The sequence below is a fragment of the Janthinobacterium sp. UMAB-60 genome (assembly GCF_900095235.1).
Taxonomy (GTDB): Bacteria; Pseudomonadota; Gammaproteobacteria; order Burkholderiales; family Burkholderiaceae_D; genus Janthinobacterium.
On sequence record NZ_LT607494.1, the window covers coordinates 75,456 to 98,148 of the forward strand.

The following is a 22,693-nucleotide window of genomic DNA, read 5'->3' on the forward strand; positions in this document are numbered from 1 at the left end:
TTCTTTAATGATATTGAATGGTTTGCGGCGGCAAGTGCCGCCAGGCAGCGGAGTTGGCCGGCGTCAAATTCGGTCGGTGGCGGTAATGGCACCGCTGCGCTGCTCAAAATAGGCGCGCGCCTGGTTCGAGTCGCGCTCGATGGCGGCCGTCAGGGTGGGCAAGTCGTCATACTTTTCTTCATCGCGCAGCTTTTGCAAAAACTCCACGCGTACCAGCTTGCCGTAACAGGATTGATTGAAATTAAACAGATGCACTTCCAGCAAGACGCGGCCGCTGTCGTCGACGGTGGGGCGCACGCCCAGGCTGGCCACGGCCGGCAGCGGCGTTGAGGCCAGACCGTGCACTTGCACGATGAAGACGCCGGACAGGGCGGGGCGGTGCGCCACGCGCAGGTTCAGGGTGGGAAAACCCAGGGTGCGGCCCAGCTTCTGACCGTGGATCACATGGCCGGAAATGGCGTACGGGTGGCCCAGCAACTGCGTGGCCAGCGGGAAGTCGCCGGCGGCCAGGGCCAGGCGCACGGCCGACGACGAGATGCGCGTGCTGCCATTCATGACGGTCGGCAATGTTTCCACATGGAAGCCGTATTCGCGGCCCGCTTCCTGCAGCATGGCGACGTCGCCGGCGCGCCGGGCGCCGTAGCAGAAATCGTCGCCGACCATCAGCCATTTCACGTGCAAGCCGTCGACGAGGACTTTTTGCGTGAATTCCTGCGGCGTCAAGGCGGCGAATTGCGCGCTGAAGTGCTCGACGACGACTCTGTCGATGCCGGCGTCGTCCAGCGATTGCAGCTTGTCGCGCAGGTTGGCGATGCGCTGCGGCGCCTTCGACAGGTCGCCCGCGCGCTGCGCGAAGAATTCGCGCGGGTGCGGTTCGAACGTCATCACGGCCGCTTCAATGCCGAGTTCGGTCGCCGCGCCGCGCACGCGCGCCAGCAACGCCTGATGGCCGATGTGGACACCGTCAAAATTGCCGATGGTCAGAGCGCAAGGCGCTCGTGCCTGGGCATTGGGAAGTCCGCGGAATACCTTCATAGGAATCTGATGAAAAACTGTGCCAAAAGGGGGATTATACGGACTGTTTCAGGGATGCACACCCGGCAGGGCTGGCGCAGGGTGAATTTCACTGCTGAAATAACAAAAAGCGTTGCCGGCGGGTGTGCTGGCAACGCTTTTGGGGACGCGCCAAATACTCAGCGCAATCTCAACGTGAACTTATTTATTCATCAAAGTCCAGTAACGGGCCAGGTCAGCCGCGCCATCCGTGCCCTTGACGGCCTTGAACGCCGTCGTGGCATTGGCCTTCTTGCCTGCGTGCATGTAGGCGATGCCCAGATGCAGCTTGGCTTCTTCCGCGTACTTGGCGGTGCCCAGTTTCACGGCGTCGTTCATCAAGCCCAGGCCCTTGTCGGCCTGGCCATCGTAGACCAGGGCGAAGCCCAGCTTGCTCAAGCTGTCGGCGTCCTTGTTCTTGACGTATTCCGCTTCCGACTTGGCGGCGCTGGCTTTCAGCTCGGCCTGGGTTTTCAGGGCCAGGTCTTTCAGGCGCTGGTGACGCGGTGCGTCGGCGCCGGTGCCCAGCACGCCTTTTTTGTAGCCTTGCTCGATGATGCTCAAAGCTTCGCCTGGATTGCCTGCTTGCAGGGCCAGCTGGCTGATTTCCATGTATTCGGACGGCTTGGTGAACAGGCCGTTGGCCAGGCGCAGGCGCTGGACGTCCAGGCTCAGGCGTTGCGAGAAGCCAGGTTTGCCCGAAACGCGGTTCAGCAGGTCGGCCCAGTAGCTGGTTTTCGGATAGCTCGATGCCAGTTTTTCCAGGGTGGCCACATAGCCGGCCTTGTCGTTTTGCTTCAACTGGATGTTGGCCAGCATTTGCAGGCTCGCTTCCGAGTTGCCGCCGCGCGATTGCAGTTCTTTCGCCGCTTCGGCGTAGTTGCCGCTGACGTAGTAGGTCTGGATCAGCAGTTCGCGCATCTGTGGATCTTCGCGGTCTTTCAGCGAGCGTTTGATCCAGGTGATGGTGTTCGGCCAGTCCTTGGCGCGGTAGTACATGCCTGCCAGCGCTTGCGTGAATTTGGGGGCTTCGGCGGCGCTCAGGCGGCCGGAATTGATGACGGCTTCGAAAGCCTTGATGGCGGTGCCGTTATCGCCGGAGGCAGCGGCGGCCGAGGCGCGCACGCGCTCGATCTGGTAGCTTTCAAAGGCGGTCTTGCCGCCGACGCTGTCAGCTTCGCGCAGCTTGGCCAGCGCTTCCTTGTTTTTGCCGCTGCTAGCGAGTTTTTGCGCTTCTTGCAGTGGCTTGCCCACTTCGGCACGCACGGTGTCCGCGGCGTATGCCAGCGAGCCCAGGCCGATTACGGGAGTTGCTGCGGTAAAACCGATAGCGGCCATGACGAGGCCGAGATGAGCGAGACGAAACTTGGACATAAGAAAGTCTTTCAGTAAAAAGCGAATAGGCAGGAAGTCCTGCCTATTCGGATGTAAAGAGAACCTGATTGCTGCAGCTTACTGGAATTGCTCGTTGCCGACCAGACCGATTTTGGTCACGCCCAGACGCTGCGCCGACGCCATCACACCGGCGACGACTTTGTATTCCACCAGCTTGTTCGGACGCAGATGCACTTCCGGCTGGTCTGCTTGCGCAGCAACGTTGCTCAGCTTGGCTTCCAGCGAAGCGCGGTCAGGAACGACCTGATTGTCCCACAAGATCGTACCGTCGAAATCGACATCGATCGTGACGACCACTGGTTCGGTTGTCGGTGGCGGCGGGGTGCCGACCGGCATGTTCAAGTTCACCGAGTGGTTTTGCTTAGGAATCGTGATGATCAACATGATAATCAGCACCAGCATCACGTCGATGAGGGGCGTCATGTTCAGTTCCATCATTGGTTCCGGATCCGCGCCTGCTGCGCTTCCCGAACCGACATTCATACTCATAGTGTTTCCTTTAAGAAGTCCAACGAAGCACCGGGCGAAACTGCCGCCCGGTCAGCTTCCGGCAGTGGCATCCCCTGTTGCCGGGACGCCGCTGCCAGCCGCTATCAGCCCTTGTCAGGTGGTTCGGTGATGAAGCCGACCTTCTGGATCCCGGCACGTTGGGTCGTGTAAATAACCCGGCCGATCGATTCGTAGCGTGTTTCTTGGTCGCCACGAACGTGTACTTCCGGCTGCGGTACTTTCACTGCTTCAACTTTAAGATAATCGAACAGTTCGTTCGTGTCTTTCAGTCTGGTCTGGCCCAGGTAAATATCGCCATCCTTGTTAACAACGATGTTAACGTTCTCTGGCTTGGTTTGCAGGGCTTGATTGGCCTCAATCGGCAGATCGATTTTCTGCAGCTTGAGGACAACTGGACTCGTAATCAAGAAAATGATCAGCAAAACCAACATGATGTCGACGAGCGGCGTCGTGTTGATTTCTGACATTACTTGATCTTCATCTCCGCTGTCGGAGCCGACGGACATCGACATGATTCTTATCCGATCTTTTTAGCGCCGGCAGCACGGCCAGCTTCGCTGGTCGACATGGCGCCGGAGATCAGTACCGAGTGAACGTCGGCGCTGAACGAGCGGATGTCTTCCATTGCGGATTTGTTACGACGCACCAGCCAGTTGTAACCCAGAACGGCAGGAACGGCGACCAGCAGACCGAAAGCGGTCATGATCAGTGCTTCACCAACTGGACCTGCCACTTTATCGATCGATGCGTTACCGGTCATGCCGATAGCGGTCAGCGCGCCGTAAATACCCCAGACGGTACCGAACAGACCGATAAACGGTGCGGTCGAACCAACGGTTGCCAGGAACGACAGGCCATCTTGCAGACGCGATTGGACTTTGTCCGAAGCGCGCTGGATCGACATCGTTACCCAGGTCGACAGATCGATTTGTTCCAGCAGGGCGCCGTCATGGTGCGCGGTTGCCTTGGTGCCCGATTCAGCGATGAAGCGGAATGGCGAGCCTTCGCTCAAGGTTGCCGAACCAGCAGCGATCGAAGGAGCTTTCCAGAATTTGGAAGCGGCTTCTTTGGCTTGCTTGAAGATCTTCATTTGATCCAGCAGCTTGGTGATGATGATGTACCAGCTGCCGATCGACATGATGGACAGGATGATCAGGGTAGCGCGTGGCACGAAGCCGCCGTCCCAGACTGCGGACAGGCCGAACGGGTTGTGCACTTCTTCGGTTTTGGCTGGAGCTGCTGCGTCTGCTGCTGGAGCGGCTGCATCGGCGGCAACTGGTGCCGGTGCTGGTGCAGCGTCTGCCGCAGGGGCCGAAGCGGCAGCCGATGCTGGCGCGTCAGCGAATGCCGGAGCTGCTACCAGAGCGGTAGTAGCGGTGACGGACAACAGAACCGCGGCAAAAAATGCGGACAAACGGGTATTCTTAAACATGCTTCCTCCAAAATTAAAAATAACAGATCGCTGAACGTAATGACAACGAAATCATGGTGTGAGACAGGGGATAACTGTCTCGGGTTTTAATCCAGCGACCAAACGTATTGCATTTGCTGCCAGCCTTGTTCCGGCTTGCCGTCAACTGTTGCCGGCTTAAATGTACAGCGGCTGATACCTTGCACCGCAGCTTTGTCCAGGTCTCTGAAGCCGCTGGACTTCACGATCTTCGAATCAGCGACCTTGCCGTCCACACCGATCAGGAACGACAGTGTCACCACACCGGTTTCCTCGTTGCGCTGCGACGACTTTGGATAAGCCGGTTTTTCGCAGACACTGAAGTCAACCACGGCGGGCGTACGCACCGATTTGGCTGGTCCAGGAGTTGGCGCAGGCTGTGCAGGCGCCGTTGGCGGTGCCAATACATTCGTGGCTGGCTTCACGGCAGTCGTATTTGCAATCACGTTCTGCTGTGGTGGCGGCTGCTGCACGTTCACCTCGACTGGCGGAATGAATGGCGGCGGTGGCGCCTTCATTTCTGGCGGCGGTGGTGGCGGTGGAAGATCCTTCGGTGGAGGCGGTTTGACTTCCTCGATAATCTTGGTTTCAACCGGTTCCATCATTTTGGTGACCAACCGCTTGCCCAAGCCCGTCGCGATCCCGTAAGCCGCGAGAACGTGCAGCAGGACAACGACGGTTATGCCTGTGTAGTTCTTGGGACTTTTCTCGTTCGAAAAATTCATGCCTGCTTTCTCCAAATACCATCTCTTGTCTTGCAACTGAACCCCAAAATGACGACACAAAGCTCCAGCCGTATCCGGGACGTCGCCGAATTATACATACGAATTCTTTATTTTACACAGATTTTTAACGCCTAAAACCGGTTAAATTTTTGGCGCTTTTGCGCCCTGAAAACGTACTTGCTTATGTCATCTTTGCACGCTTTCGGACATAAAAAAAGGCGGTCTTATCGGTTTTTGACAGCCGTTTTGGGCGACCACTGCTAAGTTCTCCGATGTGCCCATATGGCGGAATTATATTTCGTGATAATCAATATGGAAACCGCTAAATTTGGAGAAAAATATTTCCCATAGGAAATGTTTTGCCTCTGAACCAGACCACTTCGCCATACGCGCGCACCAATCAGGTGCGAAAGAAACTTCACCCAGGTCAAAAAAGACGCTTCCGGCGGCCGTTTCGACGTCGCCAGGCCATACGGAATTCCTATGGCGGCATAGGATCCGCTTATATTCTTGCTAAAATAATTGTCAAGAAATCTACTTATGGCCGTGCCGGCGCATCGTCGCGCCGGTTGCGCTTCTCGCGCCGGCAATTCAGGGTGCCCAGGACGATGCCTTGCGGATCGACCGTATCGAGGTGGACATCGAAGCCCCACAGCCGTGCTACGTGCTTGAGCACTTCGGCCGCCTGCTGGTTCAGCGGGCGGCGCTGGAATTGCGTGTGGCGCAGGGTCAATGCCCTGTCGTCGCGCGTATTGACGGACCAGACCTGGATATTCGGCTCGCGGTTGCCCAGGTTGTACTGCTCGGCCAGCTGCTGGCGCACGTAGCGGTAGCCGGCATCGTCGTGGATGGCGGAAACGGCCAGTTTTTCATTCTTGTCGTCGTCGAGCACGGCAAAGAAGTGGAATTCGCGGATCAGCCGCGGCGACAGGTACTGGGCGATGAAGCTTTCATCCTTGAAATTGCGCATGGCGAAGTCCAGGCTCTTGCGCCAGTCGCTGCCGGCCATGTCGGGGAACCAGGCGCGGTCTTCGTCCGTCGGATGCTCGCAGATGCGGCGGATGTCGCTCATCATGGCAAAACCCAGCGCATACGGATTGATGCCGCTGTAATACGGGCTGTCGATGGGCGGCTGGTAGACCACGTTGGTATGGCTTTTCAGGAATTCCATCATGAAGCCGTCGCCCACCACGCCTTCGTCATACAGCTGGTTCAAGATCGTGTAGTGCCAGAAGGTGGCCCAGCCCTCGTTCATGACCTGGGTTTGCCGCTGCGGATAGAAATACTGGGAAATCTTGCGCACGATGCGCACCATCTCGCGCTGCCATGGTTCCAGCAGCGGCGCGTACTTCTCTATGAAGTACAGCAGGTTTTCCTCGGGCTCGGGCGGAAAACGGGGCGCGGCCTTGCGCTGCTCGTCCTCGTCATCGTCATCCTCGCGCCGGGGCAGGGTGCGCCACAGCTGGTTGATCTGCGACTGCACATAGGCTTCGCGCTCTTTCTGGCGGGCATATTCCTTCGCCATCGACAGTTTCGCCGGGCGCTTGTAGCGGTCCACGCCATAGTTCTGGATGGCGTGGCACGAGTCGAGCAGCAATTCCACCGCATCGACGCCATGGCGCTGCTCGCATTCGGCGATGTAATTCTTGGCAAACACCATATAGTCGATGATGGCGTCCGCATCCGTCCAGGCGCGGAACAGATAGTTGCCCTTGAAGAAGGAGTTGTGGCCGTAAGCCGCATGCGCGATCACCAGCGACTGCATGGTCAGGCTGTTTTCCTCCATTAAATAGGCGATGCACGGGTTCGAGTTGATGACGATCTCGTAGGCCAGGCCCATCTGGCCCCGCTTGTAGCTTTTCTCGGTGGAAAGGAAATGCTTGCCGAACGACCAGTGGTTATACGAGACGGGCATGCCGACCGAGGTGTAGGCATCCATCATCTGCTCGGCCGTGATGATTTCCAGCTGGTTCGGATAGGTGTCCAGGCCGAACTGCTTCGCCACACGGCGAATTTCCTCGTGGATTTGCTCGATCAGTTCGAACGTCCATTCCGACTGCTCGGGCAGGGCGTTCGGGTGGCGCAGGCGCACGAACGGTTCGCCCGGGGTGTTGCTGGCGCGGTCAAAGGCTGCACTCATCATTTCACCTGTTTCTTGAACAGTTCGCGGAAGACCGGGTAGATATCGGCCGGCGTGACGATCTTTTGCATGGCGAAATGGGCGTGATGGTCGAGCACGCCCGCGTATTGCTCCCACAGGTTTTGCTGCGGGCCGTCGGTGATCTCGACATAGGTGTAGTACTGCACCTTGGGCAGGATGGTGTTGATCAGCAATTGGCGGCACAGCACGGAATCGTTGTCCCAGTTATCGCCGTCGGACGCCTGCGCCACATAGCTGTTCCATTGCCCGGCGCCATAGCGTTCGTCGATGATGGTATTGAGCAAGTGCAGGGCGGACGACACCACGGTGCCGCCTGACTCGCGCGAATTGAAGAATTCATGCTCGTCCACTTCCGCCGCCGCCGTATGGTGGCGGATGAAGACCACCTCGATCTTGTCGTAGGCGCGCTTGAGGAACAGATACAAGAGGATGAAGAAGCGCTTGGCCGTGTCCTTGCGCGATTCGTCCATGGAGCCGGAGACGTCCATGATGCAGAACATGACGGCTTGCGTCATCGGCTTGGGCACCTTGATGCGGTTGCTGTAGCGCAAGTCGAACGGGTCGATGAAGGGAATCGCCAGCAAACGCGTATGGATGTGGTGGATCAATTGCCGCAATTCCTGCACCAGCACGTCGTCCTCGGCGGCGCCGTCGAGCAGCAGGGCGGCCAGCTGTTCCTCGGCCTGCGCCAGCTGCTTGCGGGCGCCGCCGCCGACGGCGATGCGCCGGCCCAGCGCGCCGCGCAGGGAGCGCAGCACATGGATATTCGATGGCGTGCCCGACATATTGTAGCCGGCGCGCTGGTTCTTGAATTCCGTGGTGGCCGTCAGCTGGGTTTTCACCATGTGCGGCAATTCCAGGTCCTCGAAGAAATAATTCATGAATTCTTCGCGCGACAATTCGAAGATGAAGTCGTCTTCCGTCGTCTCGTCGCTATTGCCGGCCTTGCCCCGCCCGCCGCCAGCGCCGCCTTTCGGCCGGGCGATCTGGTCGCCTTTCAGGTATTCCTTGTTGCCGGGATTGACCACTTCCCATACGCCGCCATGCGCGTGGCCGAACGACGGTTCGCCCACGTCCTTGACGGGGATGCTGACCTTTTCGCCATTCTCGACGTCCGTGATCGAGCGCCCCTTGATGGCGCGCCCCACGGCATCCTTGATCTGGCCCTTGTAACGCCGCAGGAAACGCTCGCGGTTGACGGCGGATTTATTCTTGCTTTGCAAGCGCCTGTCGATGAGGTATGTCAAAGGGTGCCTCCTTGCCTCTCGTCTTGCGCGCCCCGCCAGTCGCCGGGCGGGAGCGCGCCTCCGCTGTCCGCGCTAGGATGACTTGCGTACGCGCAAGTACCATTCGCATAACAGGCGTACCTGCTTGGCCGTATAGCCTTTTTCCACCATGCGGGCCACGAAGTCGGCGTGCTTGTTGGCATCGTCGGCGCTGGCCTTGGCATTGAAGGAAATCACGGGCAGCAATTCCTCCGTATTCGAGAACATTTTCTTTTCGATCACGGTGCGGAACTTTTCATAACTGGTCCAGGCGGGATTCTTGCCGCCGTTCGAGGCCCGCGCGCGCAGCCCGAAATTCACGATTTCGTTGCGGAAGTCTTTCGGATTGGAAATGCCCGCCGGTTTCTCGATTTTTTCCAGTTCATTGTTCAGCGATTCGCGATCGAAACTTTCGCCCGTGTCCGGATCGCGGTATTCCTGGTCCTGTATCCAGAAATCGGCAAACGTCACATAGCGGTCGAAGATGTTCTGGCCGTATTCCGAATAGCTTTCCAGGTAAGCCGTCTGAATCTCCTTGCCGATGAATTCCACATAGCGCTGCGCCAGGTGCTCTTTAATATAAGAGAAGTAGCGCTGCTCGAGTTCCGGCGCGAACTGCTCGCGCTCGACCTGCTGTTCCAGTACATATAATAAGTGCACGGGATTGGCGGCCACTTCGGAATTGTCAAAGTTGAATACTTTTGACAGGATCTTGAAGGCAAAGCGCGTCGACAGCCCGTTCATGCCCTCGTCCACGCCCGCGTAATCGACGTATTCGTGCATGGACTTGGCTTTCGGGTCCGTATCCTTGAGGTTTTCGCCATCGTAGACGAGCATTTTCGAGAAAATGCTGGAGTTTTCCGGGTCTTTCAGCCGTGACAGGATGGCGAACTGCGCCATCATGCGCAGGGTGCCGGGCGCGCACGGGGCCTTGACGAGCGAGGAATTGGCCACCAGTTTGTCGTAGATCTTGATTTCATCGGTCACGCGCAGGCAATACGGCACCTTGACGATATAGATACGGTCAAGGAAGGCCTCGTTGTTGCGGTTGTTCTTGAAGGTCTTCCATTCCGACTCGTTCGAGTGGGCCAGGATGATGCCGTCGAACGGAATCGCGCCGAAGCCTTCCGTGCCCTTGTAGTTGCCTTCCTGCGTGGCCGTCAGCAGCGGATGCAAGACCTTGATCGGCGCCTTGAACATTTCCACGAATTCCATCAAGCCCTGGTTGGCCAGGCACAGGCCGCCCGAATAGCTGTAGGCGTCCGGGTCGTCCTGCGCATAGTCCTCCAGCTTGCGGATGTCGACCTTGCCCACCAGTGAGGAAATATCCTGGTTGTTCTCGTCGCCCGGCTCCGTTTTCGAGATGGCGATCTGTTTCAGCACGGACGGGTAGCGCTTGACGACGCGGAACTGGTTGATGTCGCCATTGTATTCATGCAGGCGTTTCACGGCCCACGGGCTGGGGATGTTGCGCAGGTAGCGGCGCGGGATGCCGTAATCCTCTTCCAGGATGGTGCCGTCCTCTTGCTCGTTGAACAGGCCCAGCGGCGATTCGTTGACGGGCGAGCCTTTCAGGCAATAGAAGGGCACGTGTTCCATCAGCGACTTGAGTTTTTCCGCGATCGACGACTTGCCGCCGCCGACAGGCCCCAGCAGATACAGGATCTGCTTGCGTTCTTCCAGGCCTTGCGCCGCGTGGCGGAAGTAGGAGACGACTTGCTCGATGACTTCCTCGGTGCCGTAGAACTCGCGGAAGGCGGGATAAATCTTGATGACCTTGTTGGCGAAGATGCGCGACAGGCGCGTATCGTTGCGCGTGTCGACCAGTTGCGGCTCGCCGATGGCGGCCAGCATGCGTTCGGGCGCGCTGGCATACGTCAGCTTGTCCTTCTTGCACAGGGCCAGGTATTCGGTGAGCGACATTTCCTCTTCGCGGGTGCGCTCGTAGCGTGCTGCATAGTTATCAAAAATGGTCATGTCAATGTCCTTTAATGTAAACCTGAACTGCCAGTCACCATGGCCGCCCGCCTGGCACTCGCCTGGGCTTGCCGTCTGAATTTTTCCTGTACCCCGTACCGATTTTTATTGTTGTTTCAAGCCCGGCTGTCTTTGCGAGTCCGGATTGCCCGGACCAAAAAACTGGCGCTTGATGCCGTGCGCTGACGTGGCCAGCCGGCTTTTTTTCACTGTTGATAGCGCTTGTTGCACCTACCATTACCCCATGAAATTTATTATTGCTCTAAAGGATCAGGAAGTCAAAAGATATGTCAGCATATCCTTAATACTTGTTTGTAAATTGTTGATTTAATTGGATAAATCATCAAATTTTTCATCGATTTCAAGGAACCTTTTTGTACCTTTTAAACCATCATACGACAATTCGCCAGCGCGTGCCGGTACGGCCCATGGCGCTGCCGTTGCCGGCGCCACGGCGGCCGCTCGCCGGTGCGGCCGGCCATCTTGCGCTAAGATGCCTGCATGTCTGATGGCCCTGCGCGTGCGCGTGCGCGAGCCAGCATTGTTATTGTCACCCTATGAGGAACCCCCATGATGAACCCCCAATTGCGCGCGATCGTCCGCGGCATGCCGAAGGCCGAGTTGCATATCCATATCGAAGGCTCGCTGGAGCCAGAACTGATTTTCGCACTGGCCGAGCGCAATGGCGTGCCGCTGGGCTATGAATCGGTAGAACACTTGCGCAGCGCCTATGCTTTTACAGATTTGCAGTCTTTTCTCGACATTTATTACGCTGGCGCAAGCGTGCTCTTGAAAGAGCAGGATTTCTATGACATGACGCAAGCCTATCTGCGCCGCGCCGAAGCCGATAACGTGCTGCACACGGAAATCTTCTTCGACCCGCAAACGCACACGGCGCGCGGCGTGGCCATCGCCGATGTGATCAACGGCATCCACCGCGCCTGCCAGGACAGCCCCGTCAGCGCGGCCCTGATCCTGTGCTTCCTGCGCCACCTGAGCGAGGAAGAAGCGTTCGAGACCCTGGAAGACGCGCTGCCGCACCGCGACAAATTCATCGGCATCGGCCTCGATTCCTCGGAAGTGGGTAATCCGCCCGAGAAATTCTCGCGCGTGTTTGCCCGCTGCCGCGAGCTGGGCCTGCACCTGGTGGCCCATGCGGGCGAGGAAGGTCCGCCAGCCTACATCCGCACGGCGCTCGACGACTTAAAAGTCGAGCGCATCGACCATGGCGTGCGCTGCCTGGAAGACGCGGAACTGACGGCCCGCCTGGCGCGCGAACAGATCGCGCTCACCGTCTGCCCGCTGTCGAACACCAAGCTGCGCGTGTTCGACCAGATGCATGACCATAACCTGGTGCAACTGCTCGACGCCGGTCTGCTCGTGACTGTCAATTCCGACGATCCCGCGTATTTCGGCGGCTACATGAACGACAACTTCGACGCCATCTTCGATGCGCTGCCGCTGGGCCTGTCCCACGGGCAGCGCCTGGCGCGCAACGGTTTTATTGCCGCTTTCCTGCCGCAGGCGCAAAAAGACGCGTTTCTCGCTACCGTCGATGCGTATTTCGCCCAACACGCGGCCGCCCACGGCATCGCGCAATAAAATCTGCATAAAGACCCGCCGCCCATGTTCCGCCTCTCCCTGAAAATGACCGGCCGCGACTGGCGCGCCGGGCAACTGCGTTTCCTGCTCGTCGCGCTGATCGTCGCCGTGGCGGCCCTGTCGGCCGTGGGCTTTTTCGTCGACCGTTTGCGCGCGGGCCTGAACCGCGACGCGCACCAGCTGCTGGGGGCCGACCTGGTCATCAGCGCCGACCAGCCCGTCAATGCGGTCTGGCGCGCCGAAGCCGTCAAGCGCGGTTTTATCCTGGCCGACACGGTCACGTTTCCCAGCATGGCGCAGGCGGGCGAAGGCGAGCAATCGACCTCGCAACTGGCGTCCATCAAGGCTGTGTCACCGGGCTACCCGCAGCGGGGCAAGCTGAAAATCACGACCAGGCTCAGCGAGGCGCAGGATGCCGTGGGCCGGCCGACCAGCCAGGTACCGGCGCCGGGCACCGTGTGGGTCGACGCGGCGATCTTGTCCAGCCTGAACGCGAAGCTGGGCGACACGCTGACCCTGGGCGACAAGGCATTTACCGTTACGCAACTGATCGCCAGCGAGCCGGACCGGGGTGCCTCCTTCCTCAATTTCGCCCCGCGCGTGATGCTGCCCTTGAGCGACCTGGCCGCCACGGCGCTGGTGCAGAACGGCTCGCGCGTATCGTACCGGCTGCTGCTGTCGGCGCCGCCCGCCAAGGCAGCCGAGCTTGCGCAATATCAAGCCTGGCTGGAAAGCCAGATCAAGGCGCAATCAATAAAAGGCGTGCGCATCGAATCGCTGGAATCGGGCAGCCCGCAGATGCAATCGACCCTGGACCGCGCCGACCGTTTCCTGTCCCTCGTCGGCTTGCTGTCGGCCATGCTGGCGGCCGTCGCCGTGGCCATGGCGGCGCGCCGCTTCATGCTGCGGCACCTCGATGCCTGCGCCATGCTGCGCTGCCTGGGCTTGACGCAAAACCAGGTGACGGCCATGTACGTGATCGAATTTTTACTGGTCGGCCTGGTGGGCAGCCTGATCGGCGTGATGGTGGGCTTCGGCGGCCACCTGGTGCTGCTGGAGCTGTTGGGCAAGCTGGTGCAGAGCGACTTGCCGCCCGTCTCCGTACTGCCCGCGCTGCAGGGCGTGGCCACCGGCATGCTGCTGTTGCTGGGCTTTGCCCTGCCGCCGATTTTGCAATTGCGCAATGTGCCGCACAACCGCGTGATCCGCCGCGAACAGGAGCCGCCGCAGGCGCTGGCCCTGGCCACGTATGGCCTGGGCATTGCCGCCTTCGTCGTGCTGCTGCTGTGGCAGGCGGGCGACGTGAAACTGGCCTTGCTGACGGCGGCCGGCTTCCTGGGCGGCTTCGCCCTGTTCGGCCTGGCCGGCTGGCTGGGCATCCGCTCGCTGAAAACCCTGCGCGGCGCTTTCAATCACCAGGGCTGGCGCTTTGCCGTCACGTCCCTGCAGCGCCGTCCGGGCGCCACCGTCATCCAGGTGGTATCGCTGGCGCTGGGCCTGATGGCCTTGCTGCTGCTGACGGTGGTGCGCGGCGACTTGATGGTGGCTTGGCGCAATGCCACGCCGCCCGATGCGCCGAACCGCTTCATGATCAATATTCTGCCCGAGCAAAAAGACCCGATCGCCGCGCGCCTGGCCCAGGCCGGCGTGGCCAATGCGCCGCTGTACCCGATGATACGCGGGCGTCTGGTGGCCGTGAACGGCAATGCCATCACGGAAAGCACCTACGAGGATGACCGCGCCAAGGGCCTGGCCGACCGCGAATTCAACCTGTCGACGATGGCGACCATGCAGGAAGAAAACAAGCTGGTGGCCGGCAAGTGGTTCAGCAATGCGCCCGGTGCGCCGGCTGAGGCGTCGGTGGAAGAGGGCATCGCCAGGACATTGAAGCTGAAACTGGGCGACAAGCTGCGTTTCGACATCGCCGGCCAACCCGTCGAAGCGGCCATTACCAGTTTGCGCAAGCTGGAATGGGGCTCGATGCGCGTCAATTTCTTTGTCATCATCAATCCGGCCGCCATGGCGGACACGCCGCAGACGTGGATCACGGCGTTTCACCTGCCGCCCGCGCAGGCGGACCTGGGCAACGCCTTGCTGCGCGACTACCCGAATTTGACGGTGGTCGACGTGGGCGGCGTGCTGAAACAGATACAGGGCGTGCTGGACCAAGTGGTCACGGCCGTCGAATTCCTCTTTGCCTTCACTTTGGCCTCGGGCTTGCTGGTGCTGTATGCGGCCTTGATGGGCTCGCAGGACGAGCGCACGCGCGAAGCGGGCCTGCTGCGCGCGCTGGGCGCCACGCGGCGCCAGCTGGCGCAGGCGCAGCTGATCGAATTTTCGCTCGTCGGCGCGCTGGCCGGCTTGCTGGCGGCGACGGGTGCGGCGGCCATGGGCTGGGCCCTGGCCACGTACCAGTTCAAGTTCGCCTGGAGCTTCGCGCCGGGCGTGTGGGCGTTCGGCTTGCTGGCCGGCGCCCTGTGCGCGATCGCCGGCGGCTGGCTGGGCTTGCGCAACGTGCTCAAGCATCCACCGCTGCAAACCTTGCGCGAAGGCTAAGCGCCCACGCTGTCGCCCGCCTGCGCGCGTAAAAATTGTGCGTAGGACAGAATCGGCTGGCCAAGCTGATGCGGCGGCACGTCGAACAGGGCCCAGAAATACGTCACGCGGCCCAGGCAGATGGTGGGCGCGGCGCAGTAGCGGAACCAGTTTTCGCCGATGTGCGCCGCGTACATGCCATCGCTGTCGGCGTCGGAAAAATACGGAATCACGCGCATTTCCAGCAGGGCCAGCAGCAAGGATTCGGGCGCGTCGTTGTCGCGCGCCATTTCGTACTGCGTGTGCAGGCTGCGTTCCGTCTCGATGATCATCAGCCTGGCGTGGCCGTCGCGCGTGAAAAACAGGATGCCGCTGGGATTCGGAAAAATATAGAACTCGACAAAGCCATGGCGCCGGCACAGCTCGTGCACGACGGCGGCCAGCGCATCGTCTTGCAGAAAACTATAGTCGTGCAGCAATAGCAAGTCGCGTACGGTGTCCGATTGCTGCAGGAAAAATTCGCGTTGCAGGGCAACGATTTCCAGTTCCAGGATATCGAGCGCATCGTCGTCGCTCTTCTTGATGTAGCGGTCGATCAAGCCCCGGTTGAACGCTGTCACGGCCACTTTTTCATCGGCCGCCCCCGTAAATAGAATCTTCTTGCACGGCAAGTCGCGTACGGCCTGGCAGAATTCCAGCCCATTCATCTGCGGCATCGAATAATCAACCACCAGTACGGAGGGCACGGCAAAGCGCTGGGGCTGGCCGCTGATGCGCCAGATGCGCTCGATGTCGATGGCGACATTGCAGTCGTTGGGCGCCGTGCTGTGCAGGTCGAAATTCACATGCAGGGGCATGGCTTCACTCTGGTGCGTTTGCTGCAGCCAGCGCAGCGCGGTGCTCGTGTCGTGGAAGGTCTTGCGCGCCAGCGCGGGATCGAGCTGGAAAGCCATGCTTTTCAGAAAGGAATCGCTGTCATCGATCAGCACGGTGAGGGTCGGATGGGTGTAGACGGGCAGTTGCATGCGTCACCTTGCTAGGAAGTGGGTTGGAAGCGGGCAGGCACGGGCTGGGGAAATTCCAGGATGAAGATCGCATACGCATGCTCGCGCGAGACGCAGCGGATGCGCGCCTGCCAGGCGTGGGCGATCTGCCGGCACAGGGCCAGGCCGATGCCGCTGCCGTTGTGCACGGGATACGAATAAAAACGCTCGAAGATCAGCGGCAGGCGGTTGCGCGCGATGCCGCAGCCCGTGTCGATGAACAGCAGCCTGGGCACGGGGCGGGCGCCGTCGATGATGATGCGCACGCGGCCCTTGCCGGCGCGGTGGATGCTTTTCAAGGCATTGCGCAGCAGGTTCAGCAGGATCACCACGCACAGTTCGTCCTGTCCCGCGAACTGGAAGTCGGCGCGCACGTCCACCGTGACGCTGGCGCGCTGCTTGTTGCCGGTAAACGGATAGCGCTTGAGCACGGAATTCACCATGTCCAGCATCGACAGCGCCTGGCTCGGTTCCAGGTTGCGGTTGACGGCGCTGGCGCTCAGGAGGAACAGGTCGATCATGTGCTGCATGTGGCGCACCTCGAACTGGATGCGCGACAGCGCTTCCTGCAGCGGCGACATGGCCTCGGCTTCGCCCGCCAGCTGCGGCAGCAGGCGGCGCATGCCGCGCACGTTCGCCTCCACGCTGGTCAGCGGCGTGCGCAGTTCGTGCGCCACGGAACCGAGCCCGGCGGCCAGACCCGCCAGCCGCTCCTGTTCCAGCACCTTGCCGCCCACTTTCACGACGGACAGCGCGGCGATGGTGAACCAGTGCACGGGCAGCTGCTGCAGCACTGCGCGCTGCAGCAGGAAGCCGCCTTCGCCCTGCACGATGACGGCCAGGCAGGCGGCGCCCGTGCCGATCAGGTAGGCGCGGCACGCCAGTTTTGTCTCGAAATGAAACAGCACCACCAGGCCGATCAGCAGCGATTCGCTCCAGATGGACGACGCATGGTTCATCACGAACATGAAGGTAAAGAAGAACGGCAGGATGTAGCTGAGGGCGAACAGCAGGTAGCGCGACAGCCAGCGGGCCGAAAAGCAGCGCGCGAACAGGCCGGCCACGCAGATGCCCACGCCCGTCAGGCGCAGGGTCAGGTTTTCATAGGCTTGCGGGAAAAAAAACTGCCACAGCAGGTAGTACAGCGGCATGGCCACCGTGCCCACGGCAGCCAGCATGGCAACCCGGGTGGCCAGGTGCTCATGCGGCGCGCGCTCATGCAGCAGCGAATGGAGCAGTGTCTGGCGCACGCGTTGCCGCCAGTATGTCCATCGTCCTTGCCATTGCTGCGTCATGACTCTGCCTTGATGCTTTCCAGAACGTCATCATCGCGTAATTTTTCCTGGTTGAACGGCTATCTGACTGGACATTGATATACGTCAATGGACGGGTTGGCAACACGGTCAAGGTTTTAATCTGCAGCAAACATTTCCCCAGGAGAAAACTTATGACCATTATGACCAGCCTTCACGCCCCGTCGTTTGCCCGCGCCGAACACTGCCTGCCCGATTACATCGTGCGGCGCATGGATGCGCATCATGTCACGCGCATCGAGCAATTGCTGGGCGGCCAGCATCCGCATGCCTGGCAGCCCACGCCGGCCGATGCCATTTTTCTGGCAGGTAATGATTACCTGTCCATCGCCGCCGAACCGGCCCTGGTGGCGGCCCAGGTGGCATCCCTGCAGGCGAACGCGGGCGGCATGCTGATGTCGGCCGTGTATTTGCAGGAAGGCAGCGAGCAGCACCGGCTGGAAAGCCGGCTGGCCCGCTTCATGGGCTGCGAGGATGGCATCCTGGCGCAGTCCGGCATGGCGGCTAACGTCGGCTTGTTGCAGTGTATTGCCGGCCCCGGCATTCCCGTCTACCTCGATATGCAGGCCCATGCGTCGCTGTGGGAAGGCGTGCTGTCGGCCCAGGCCCAGGCCGTCGCCTTTTTGCACAACGACATGACGCATTTGCGGCGGCAGGTAGAAAAGCATGGCCGCGGCGTGATCGTCGTCGATGCCCTGTACAGCACCAACGGCAGCCTGGCGCCCCTGCTGGAATTGCTGGACATCGCCGAGCGCAGCGATTGCGTGGTGGTGGTCGACGAGTCGCATTCGCTGGGCACGCACGGCCCGCAGGGCGCGGGCCTGGTGGAGGAGTGGGGACTGGGACACCGTGTGCATTTCCGCACGGCTTCGCTGGCCAAGGCGTTTGCCGGGCGTGCCGGCTTCATCAGCTGTTCCAGCCGCTTCAAGGGATATTTCTTGTCCGAATCGCGCCCCGCCATCTTCAGTTCCTGCCTGCTGGCGCATGAACTGGCCTGGCTGGGGGCGGCGCTCGATTTCATCATGGCCGCCGACGGGCGCCGCGCCGCCTTGCGGCGCCACACGCTGCAGGTGCGCGAGGGCTTGCGCGAGCTCGGCTACAACGTCAGCGACGGCACGGAGCAGATCGTGGCGCTGGAGGCGGGCGGCGAACCGGCCACCCTGGCCCTGCGCCAGGCGCTGGAACGGCACGGCATTTATGGCGCCATGTTCTGCGCCCCGGCCACGGCGAAGAACCGCGCCCTCGTGCGCCTGACCCTCAATTCCGCCCTCGACGACGCAGACATCGCCAGGCTGCTGGCCGCCTGCACCGCCATCCGCGACGAGACGGGCGTGGAGCAGTGGCCATCGACGCGGCGCCTGCGCAGGCTGGCGCTGGTATAAGGGGGAGCGCGTCAGCCGTTGCCTGGCTGGCTGCCGGCGATGCCGCCCAGCAGCATGGACAGCGGTGCCAGCTGCTCCGCGCTGGCGCTGCCCAGCAATTCCTGGCCCAGCGCCTGCGCCGTCGCATCGGCGTGGATCAGCAGGGCTTGCCCCGCCTCGGTGATGACGGCATAGCCGACGCGGGCATCGCGCGCATCGGCCTGGCGCGCCACCAGGCCGATTTTTTCCAGCGGTATCAGCGAGCGCGTGATGCCGGACGCCGTCAGCGCCAGGCGCTCGGCCAGGTCGATGCGGCGCAGGCGGCCACCGGGCGCCCGCTGCAAGTGGTACAGCAATTGATAATCGCCAAAGCTCAGGCCGTGCAGATTGCCCAGGATGCTGTCGAAGCGGCGCACGATGAGCGCCTGGGCGCGCGCCAGGCGCAGGCAAAAGTCCAGCGCGCTGGCGCCGTCCGGCGACGGGGAAGTGTGATCGGTCATGGTTTTCTTTGTGTTGGCTGCGCAGTGCTTGAGTGCGCAAGTGTAAAGCAATACTGTTCAATACAGTGCTTGCCCCCGCTCCTGCAGTTGCTCCTGGTGCAGCGCCAGCAGGGCATCGAGCTCGGCCTCCGCATCGAAGGCGGGGTCGTCGGGCACCTTGACGGCGTCGAGCAGCTCGAAGTGGAAGGCCGCTTCCCCGTCGCGCCGCCAGTCCGCCTGCAGGCGGGCGTTGCGGTGCGTGCCCAGCTTGAGTTCGAAGCGGTGGCGGTTCAGCGCGCCCGGCGCGTTGCGGCTGCGTTCGAGCAGGGTGCGCCCGCTGGGCACGTGGCACAGCGCGATGATGCCCAGCGCTGGCGCTTGTTGCCGGTAGGCCGTTTTCAGGGCCGCTTGTCGTGTTTTATCCATGGTGGAACTTTCTCAAGGTGAAGATACGGAAGGGTTGCCCGCGATGTGCGGGATGTCCGTCCACAGGGCGGCGGCCACGGCGGCCGCCAGCAGCAGGGCGCCGCCGCCGCAGAACAGCTCGCCCACGCTCAGGTGGCGCAGCAGCGCGCCCGTGGCGGCCGCCGACAGCGGCGCGAGGCCCAGGAAGATGCCCATGAACAGCGCCATCGCCCGTCCCAGCATGGCGGGCGCCACGCGCCGCTGTATCCACGTAAAGATGGCCACCTGCAAGTAGCCGCCCAGCAGCCCCGTGACGGCCAGCAGGGCCGCGCCTTGCCAGGCTGTGCTGATTTGTCCCAGCGCCATCAGCAAGCAAGCCACGACGGCATCGACCAGCAGCAGGGTGGCGCCGAAATGGCGGCGCAGCCAGGCGCCGCCCAGGCTGGAGGCCAGCATGCCGGCCAGGGTGCCGGCGCCGTGCGCGCCCATCAGCAAGCCCAGCGCCGCGGCGCCGTGCAGGCGTTCGCTGGCCAGCACGGGTAAGGCCACGTGCAGCGGCCCCATGACGAAGAAGGCCACCAGCGCCCAGTAGGCATAGCAGCTGCGCAGGGGCAGGTCGCGCCACACCATGGACAGGCCCGCCGCCATGTCGCGCCACATGCCTTGCGTCGCGGCGGCGGCCAGTGGCCGCAGCTTGACTTGGCGCAAGGTCCAGGCGGAAAACACAAACGTCAGCGCATCGATGGCAAAGGCGACGGCCAGCGCCGCCATGGGGGTTTTCTGCGCGCCGTCGTGGGCGCCCAGCACCAGCGCCGCCAGCAGGGGGCCGGCCAGCAGCGACAACTGGCGCGTGCCCATCTGCAAGCCGTTGGCATTCTGCAGCGATTGCGGCGGCACGGCTTGCGGCAGGATGGCCGTGCCGGCCGGGATGCCAAAGGCGGACGCGATGCCCAGCGCCAGCGCGGCCGCATACGCGAGTGCCAGGCTGACCTGGTCCAGCATCAGCAGCCCGGCCAGCGCCAGCAGGATGACAGCGTTCGCATATTTGCTCAGCAGCAGCACGCGCCGGGGCGAGTAACGGTCGGCGACGGTGCCGCCCAGCAAGATGAGTACGGCGCGCGGGGCGCCCATCAGGGCCACGGCGATGCCCAGGCTGAGGCTATCGCCCGTCAGGCTCAGCACCAGCCACGGCAGGGCCAGCATGCTGAACTGGTCGCCCAGCATGGAAACGAGGCCGCCGCCCAGCAGCCAGCGGAAGTTGCTATTGCGTAGCAAAGGGGATTCTGCGGTGGTCGACATGGTTATCAGTTCGGGTTTAAAGATTGCATGGTAGTTGATTCAAGCTTGAGTAGTCAAGTATGTTGCCATTTATTGTGGCAGTGACAGCGGGCGCCGCGTGGGCCGCCGGCGCTTGCGCTATCATGGCGGCCATGACTGATACCACTGCCCCCACCCTGTACGAGACCATCGGCGGCGCCCCTGTGCTGCGTGAAATGGTCGACCGTTTTTATGATCTGATGGAACTTGAGCCCGAGTTTGCCGGCATCCGCGTCATGCATCCGCCATCGACGGACGGTTCGCGCGACAAGCTGTATTTTTTCCTGACGGGCTGGATGGGCGGGCCGGATTTGTATATCGAGAAATTCGGCCACCCGCGCCTGCGCGCCCGCCACTTGCCTTACGCCATCGGCACCAGCGAGCGCGACCAGTGGCTGCGCGCCATGGCCTGGGCCATGGAAGACACGGGCATCGAAGAGTCCCTGCGCGTGCGCCTGATGGAATCGTTCTATCAGACGGCCGACTGGATGCGCAACAAACCTGACTGACACCCATGAGTCCAATCGAGTTTTACAGCCTGCTGGGCGCCGCCATCGTCGCCATCGTCCTGTTGATTTTGCTGCTGCTGCGCCCGCGTGGCGCGGCCGGCGATGGCGCCACCACGCTGGCGCTGGTGCAACAGCACCAGCAGCAAAGCCTGGAACGCATCGACCGGGTCGAACGCGAAGTGCGGCTGCAGTTGCAGGCGTCGGCGCAAGCCACGCGGCAAGACCTGGCGGCCGGCCTGGCGCAATTCCAGGCGGCAACTTTGCAACAGCTCGACAGCCTGCGCACGCAGATGCAGGCGCAGGGGAAAGTCGGGCGCGAGGAACAGGCGCAAAGCCTGGCGCGTTTTGCCGACAGCACCAATCAAACGCTGGCGCAGCTGACGGAATCGAATGCGCAGCGCATGCTGGAAGTGCGCGCCACCCTGGAAAACAAGATCCGCGACTTGCAGGCCGATAACGGCGCGCGCCTGGAAGAGATGCGCAAGACGGTCGATGAAAAACTGCACGCCACCTTGGAAACGCGCCTTAGTGCGTCGTTCCAGCAAGTGTCGGAGCGGCTGGAAAAAGTCCACCAGGGCCTCGGTGAAATGCAGCAGCTGGCGCTGGGCGTGGGCGATCTGAAGCGGGTGCTCACCAACGTCAAGACACGGGGAACGTGGGGCGAAGTGCAGCTGGAAATGCTGCTGGAGCAGGTACTCACTGTCGACCAGTACGCGAAGAACGTGGAAACGCTGCCGGGTAGCGGCGCGCGCGTGGAATTCGCGCTGAAACTGCCGGGCATGGTCGACGGCGGTCCGCCCGTGTGGATGCCGATTGACGCGAAGTTCCCCAAGGAACAGTACGAGCGCCTGGTGGACGCGGCCGAGCGGGCCGATGCGGACGGTGTGGCCGTGGCCGGCCGCGAGCTGGAACGGGCCGTGCGGGGCGAGGCGAAAACCATCGCCGAGAAATACCTGGCGCCGCCGCAGACGACGGATTTCGCCATTTTGTTCCTGCCCACGGAAGGCTTGTATGCGGAAGTGCTGCGCCGCCCGGGCTTGGCCGACGAATTGCAGCGCGTACACAGGGTCAGCATTGCCGGGCCATCCACGCTGACGGCCTTGCTCAACAGCCTGCAGATGGGTTTCCGCACCCTGGCGCTGGAAAAACGCTCGTCGGAAGTGTGGCAAGTGCTGGGCGCCGTCAAGACGGAATTCGGCAAGTTTGGCGATGTGCTGTCGCAAACCCGGCTGACCCTGGAAAAGGCGGCGAAAAATATCGAAAGCGCGGAAGTGCGCAGCCGGCAGATGGCGCGCAAACTGAAATCCGTGGAAGCCTTGCCGGGCGAGGCGGCCGCCTTGCTGCTGGGCGCGGCGGACGCGGGGCTGTCCGCCGAGGCCGACGGCGAATAGCGCCCTCGGCGTTCAGGTCGCCGCTGGCCGGCGGCGCAGCGTGGCGCAGGCCAGCAGCGCCAATCCCGCCAGCAGCATGGCCCAGGTCTGCGGTTCCGGCACGGCCGGCAGGACGGACAGGTCGGTGGGCGGCAGCGAGGGCAGGATGATGCTCGGCACCAAGGAGTCGATGACGCTGCTGCCGCGCGGCGGTGGTCCGCCG

General features: G+C 61.7%; 20 protein-coding genes. 5 read left to right on the forward strand and 15 right to left on the reverse strand.

Going from position 1 to position 22,693, the window contains the following annotated elements:
• Positions 1-63: 63 nt before the first annotated feature.
• The 9 genes from K0F86_RS19820 to K0F86_RS19860 all read right to left on the reverse strand — a co-directional run bounded on the left by K0F86_RS19820 (position 64) and on the right by K0F86_RS19860 (position 10,536).
• Positions 64-1,035 carry a bifunctional riboflavin kinase/FAD synthetase gene (locus K0F86_RS19820; RefSeq protein ID WP_219135963.1) on the reverse strand — a complete coding sequence of 324 codons (972 nt, stop codon included), beginning with the start codon at positions 1,033-1,035 and terminating at the stop codon, positions 64-66.
• Positions 1,036-1,215: 180 nt separating this feature from the next.
• Positions 1,216-2,427: a tetratricopeptide repeat protein gene (locus tag K0F86_RS19825; protein ID WP_219135964.1), complete on the reverse strand. Its 1,212-nt coding sequence runs from the start codon at positions 2,425-2,427 to the stop codon at positions 1,216-1,218.
• Positions 2,428-2,505: 78 nt separating this feature from the next.
• Entirely contained in the window at positions 2,506-2,937 is a 432-nt protein-coding gene (locus tag K0F86_RS19830; RefSeq protein ID WP_180977327.1) for a biopolymer transporter ExbD, read from the reverse strand.
• Positions 2,938-3,041: 104 nt separating this feature from the next.
• On the reverse strand, positions 3,042-3,470 hold the full coding sequence (locus K0F86_RS19835; RefSeq protein WP_219135965.1) for a biopolymer transporter ExbD: 429 nt from the start codon (positions 3,468-3,470) through the stop codon (positions 3,042-3,044).
• 5 nt (positions 3,471-3,475) lie between these two features.
• On the reverse strand, positions 3,476-4,390 hold the full coding sequence (locus K0F86_RS19840; RefSeq protein ID WP_141170456.1) for a MotA/TolQ/ExbB proton channel family protein: 915 nt from the start codon (positions 4,388-4,390) through the stop codon (positions 3,476-3,478).
• Between the two features lie 86 nt (positions 4,391-4,476).
• Positions 4,477-5,133: an energy transducer TonB gene (locus K0F86_RS19845; protein ID WP_219135966.1), complete on the reverse strand. Its 657-nt coding sequence runs from the start codon at positions 5,131-5,133 to the stop codon at positions 4,477-4,479.
• Positions 5,134-5,671: 538 nt separating this feature from the next.
• Entirely contained in the window at positions 5,672-7,273 is a 1,602-nt protein-coding gene (locus tag K0F86_RS19850; RefSeq protein WP_219135967.1) for a SpoVR family protein, read from the reverse strand.
• Positions 7,273-8,541 (reverse strand): YeaH/YhbH family protein, encoded by a 1,269-nt coding sequence (locus K0F86_RS19855; protein ID WP_219135968.1) that lies wholly within the window; start codon positions 8,539-8,541, stop codon positions 7,273-7,275. The genes K0F86_RS19850 and K0F86_RS19855 overlap by 1 nt, the downstream gene beginning before the upstream one ends.
• A 72-nt stretch (positions 8,542-8,613) precedes the next feature.
• The gene (locus tag K0F86_RS19860; RefSeq protein ID WP_071075815.1) at positions 8,614-10,536 is read right to left on the reverse strand and encodes a PrkA family serine protein kinase; all 1,923 of its coding nucleotides are present in this window, start codon (positions 10,534-10,536) and stop codon (positions 8,614-8,616) included.
• Positions 10,537-11,106: 570 nt separating this feature from the next.
• Here K0F86_RS19860 and K0F86_RS19865 point away from each other — a divergent pair.
• Entirely contained in the window at positions 11,107-12,138 is a 1,032-nt protein-coding gene (locus K0F86_RS19865; RefSeq protein WP_219135969.1) for an adenosine deaminase, read from the forward strand.
• Positions 12,139-12,162: 24 nt separating this feature from the next.
• Entirely contained in the window at positions 12,163-14,694 is a 2,532-nt protein-coding gene (locus K0F86_RS19870; protein ID WP_219135970.1) for an ABC transporter permease, read from the forward strand.
• Here K0F86_RS19870 and K0F86_RS19875 read toward each other — a convergent pair.
• Both K0F86_RS19875 and K0F86_RS19880 read right to left on the reverse strand, forming a co-directional pair.
• Complete coding sequence (locus K0F86_RS19875; protein ID WP_219135971.1) at positions 14,691-15,698, reverse strand: response regulator; 1,008 nt, start codon at positions 15,696-15,698, stop codon at positions 14,691-14,693. The two genes, K0F86_RS19870 and K0F86_RS19875, sit on opposite strands and share 4 nt — an antisense overlap.
• A gap of 11 nt (positions 15,699-15,709) precedes the next feature.
• Positions 15,710-16,966: a HAMP domain-containing sensor histidine kinase gene (locus K0F86_RS19880; RefSeq protein ID WP_257572254.1), complete on the reverse strand. Its 1,257-nt coding sequence runs from the start codon at positions 16,964-16,966 to the stop codon at positions 15,710-15,712.
• A 197-nt stretch (positions 16,967-17,163) separates the two neighbouring features.
• Here K0F86_RS19880 and cqsA point away from each other — a divergent pair, with 197 nt between their 5' ends.
• Positions 17,164-18,411: an alpha-hydroxyketone-type quorum-sensing autoinducer synthase gene (cqsA, locus tag K0F86_RS19885; protein WP_219135973.1), complete on the forward strand. Its 1,248-nt coding sequence runs from the start codon at positions 17,164-17,166 to the stop codon at positions 18,409-18,411.
• A gap of 11 nt (positions 18,412-18,422) precedes the next feature.
• Here cqsA and K0F86_RS19890 read toward each other — a convergent pair whose 3' ends face one another.
• The 3 genes from K0F86_RS19890 to K0F86_RS19900 are packed head-to-tail and all read right to left on the reverse strand — an operon-like array spanning position 18,423 to position 20,573.
• The gene (locus K0F86_RS19890; protein ID WP_219135974.1) at positions 18,423-18,890 is read right to left on the reverse strand and encodes a MarR family winged helix-turn-helix transcriptional regulator; all 468 of its coding nucleotides are present in this window, start codon (positions 18,888-18,890) and stop codon (positions 18,423-18,425) included.
• Positions 18,891-18,947: 57 nt separating this feature from the next.
• Positions 18,948-19,295, reverse strand: a complete 348-nt coding sequence (locus tag K0F86_RS19895; protein WP_219135975.1) for a GIY-YIG nuclease family protein — start codon at positions 19,293-19,295, stop codon at positions 18,948-18,950.
• Positions 19,296-19,307: 12 nt separating this feature from the next.
• On the reverse strand, positions 19,308-20,573 hold the full coding sequence (locus K0F86_RS19900) for an MFS transporter (protein ID WP_219135976.1): 1,266 nt from the start codon (positions 20,571-20,573) through the stop codon (positions 19,308-19,310).
• Between the two features lie 131 nt (positions 20,574-20,704).
• On the opposite strand from K0F86_RS19900, the gene K0F86_RS19905 reads away from it, so the two are divergent.
• Positions 20,705-21,100: a group II truncated hemoglobin gene (locus K0F86_RS19905; RefSeq protein WP_034754244.1), complete on the forward strand. Its 396-nt coding sequence runs from the start codon at positions 20,705-20,707 to the stop codon at positions 21,098-21,100.
• Between the two features lie 5 nt (positions 21,101-21,105).
• Positions 21,106-22,491: a DNA recombination protein RmuC gene (gene rmuC, locus K0F86_RS19910; protein WP_219135977.1), complete on the forward strand. Its 1,386-nt coding sequence runs from the start codon at positions 21,106-21,108 to the stop codon at positions 22,489-22,491.
• A 12-nt stretch (positions 22,492-22,503) separates the two neighbouring features.
• On the opposite strand, the gene K0F86_RS19915 is transcribed toward rmuC, so the two are convergent.
• Positions 22,504-22,693 (reverse strand): PEPxxWA-CTERM sorting domain-containing protein (locus K0F86_RS19915; protein ID WP_219135978.1); only part of this gene is annotated, 190 nt, incomplete at its 5' end.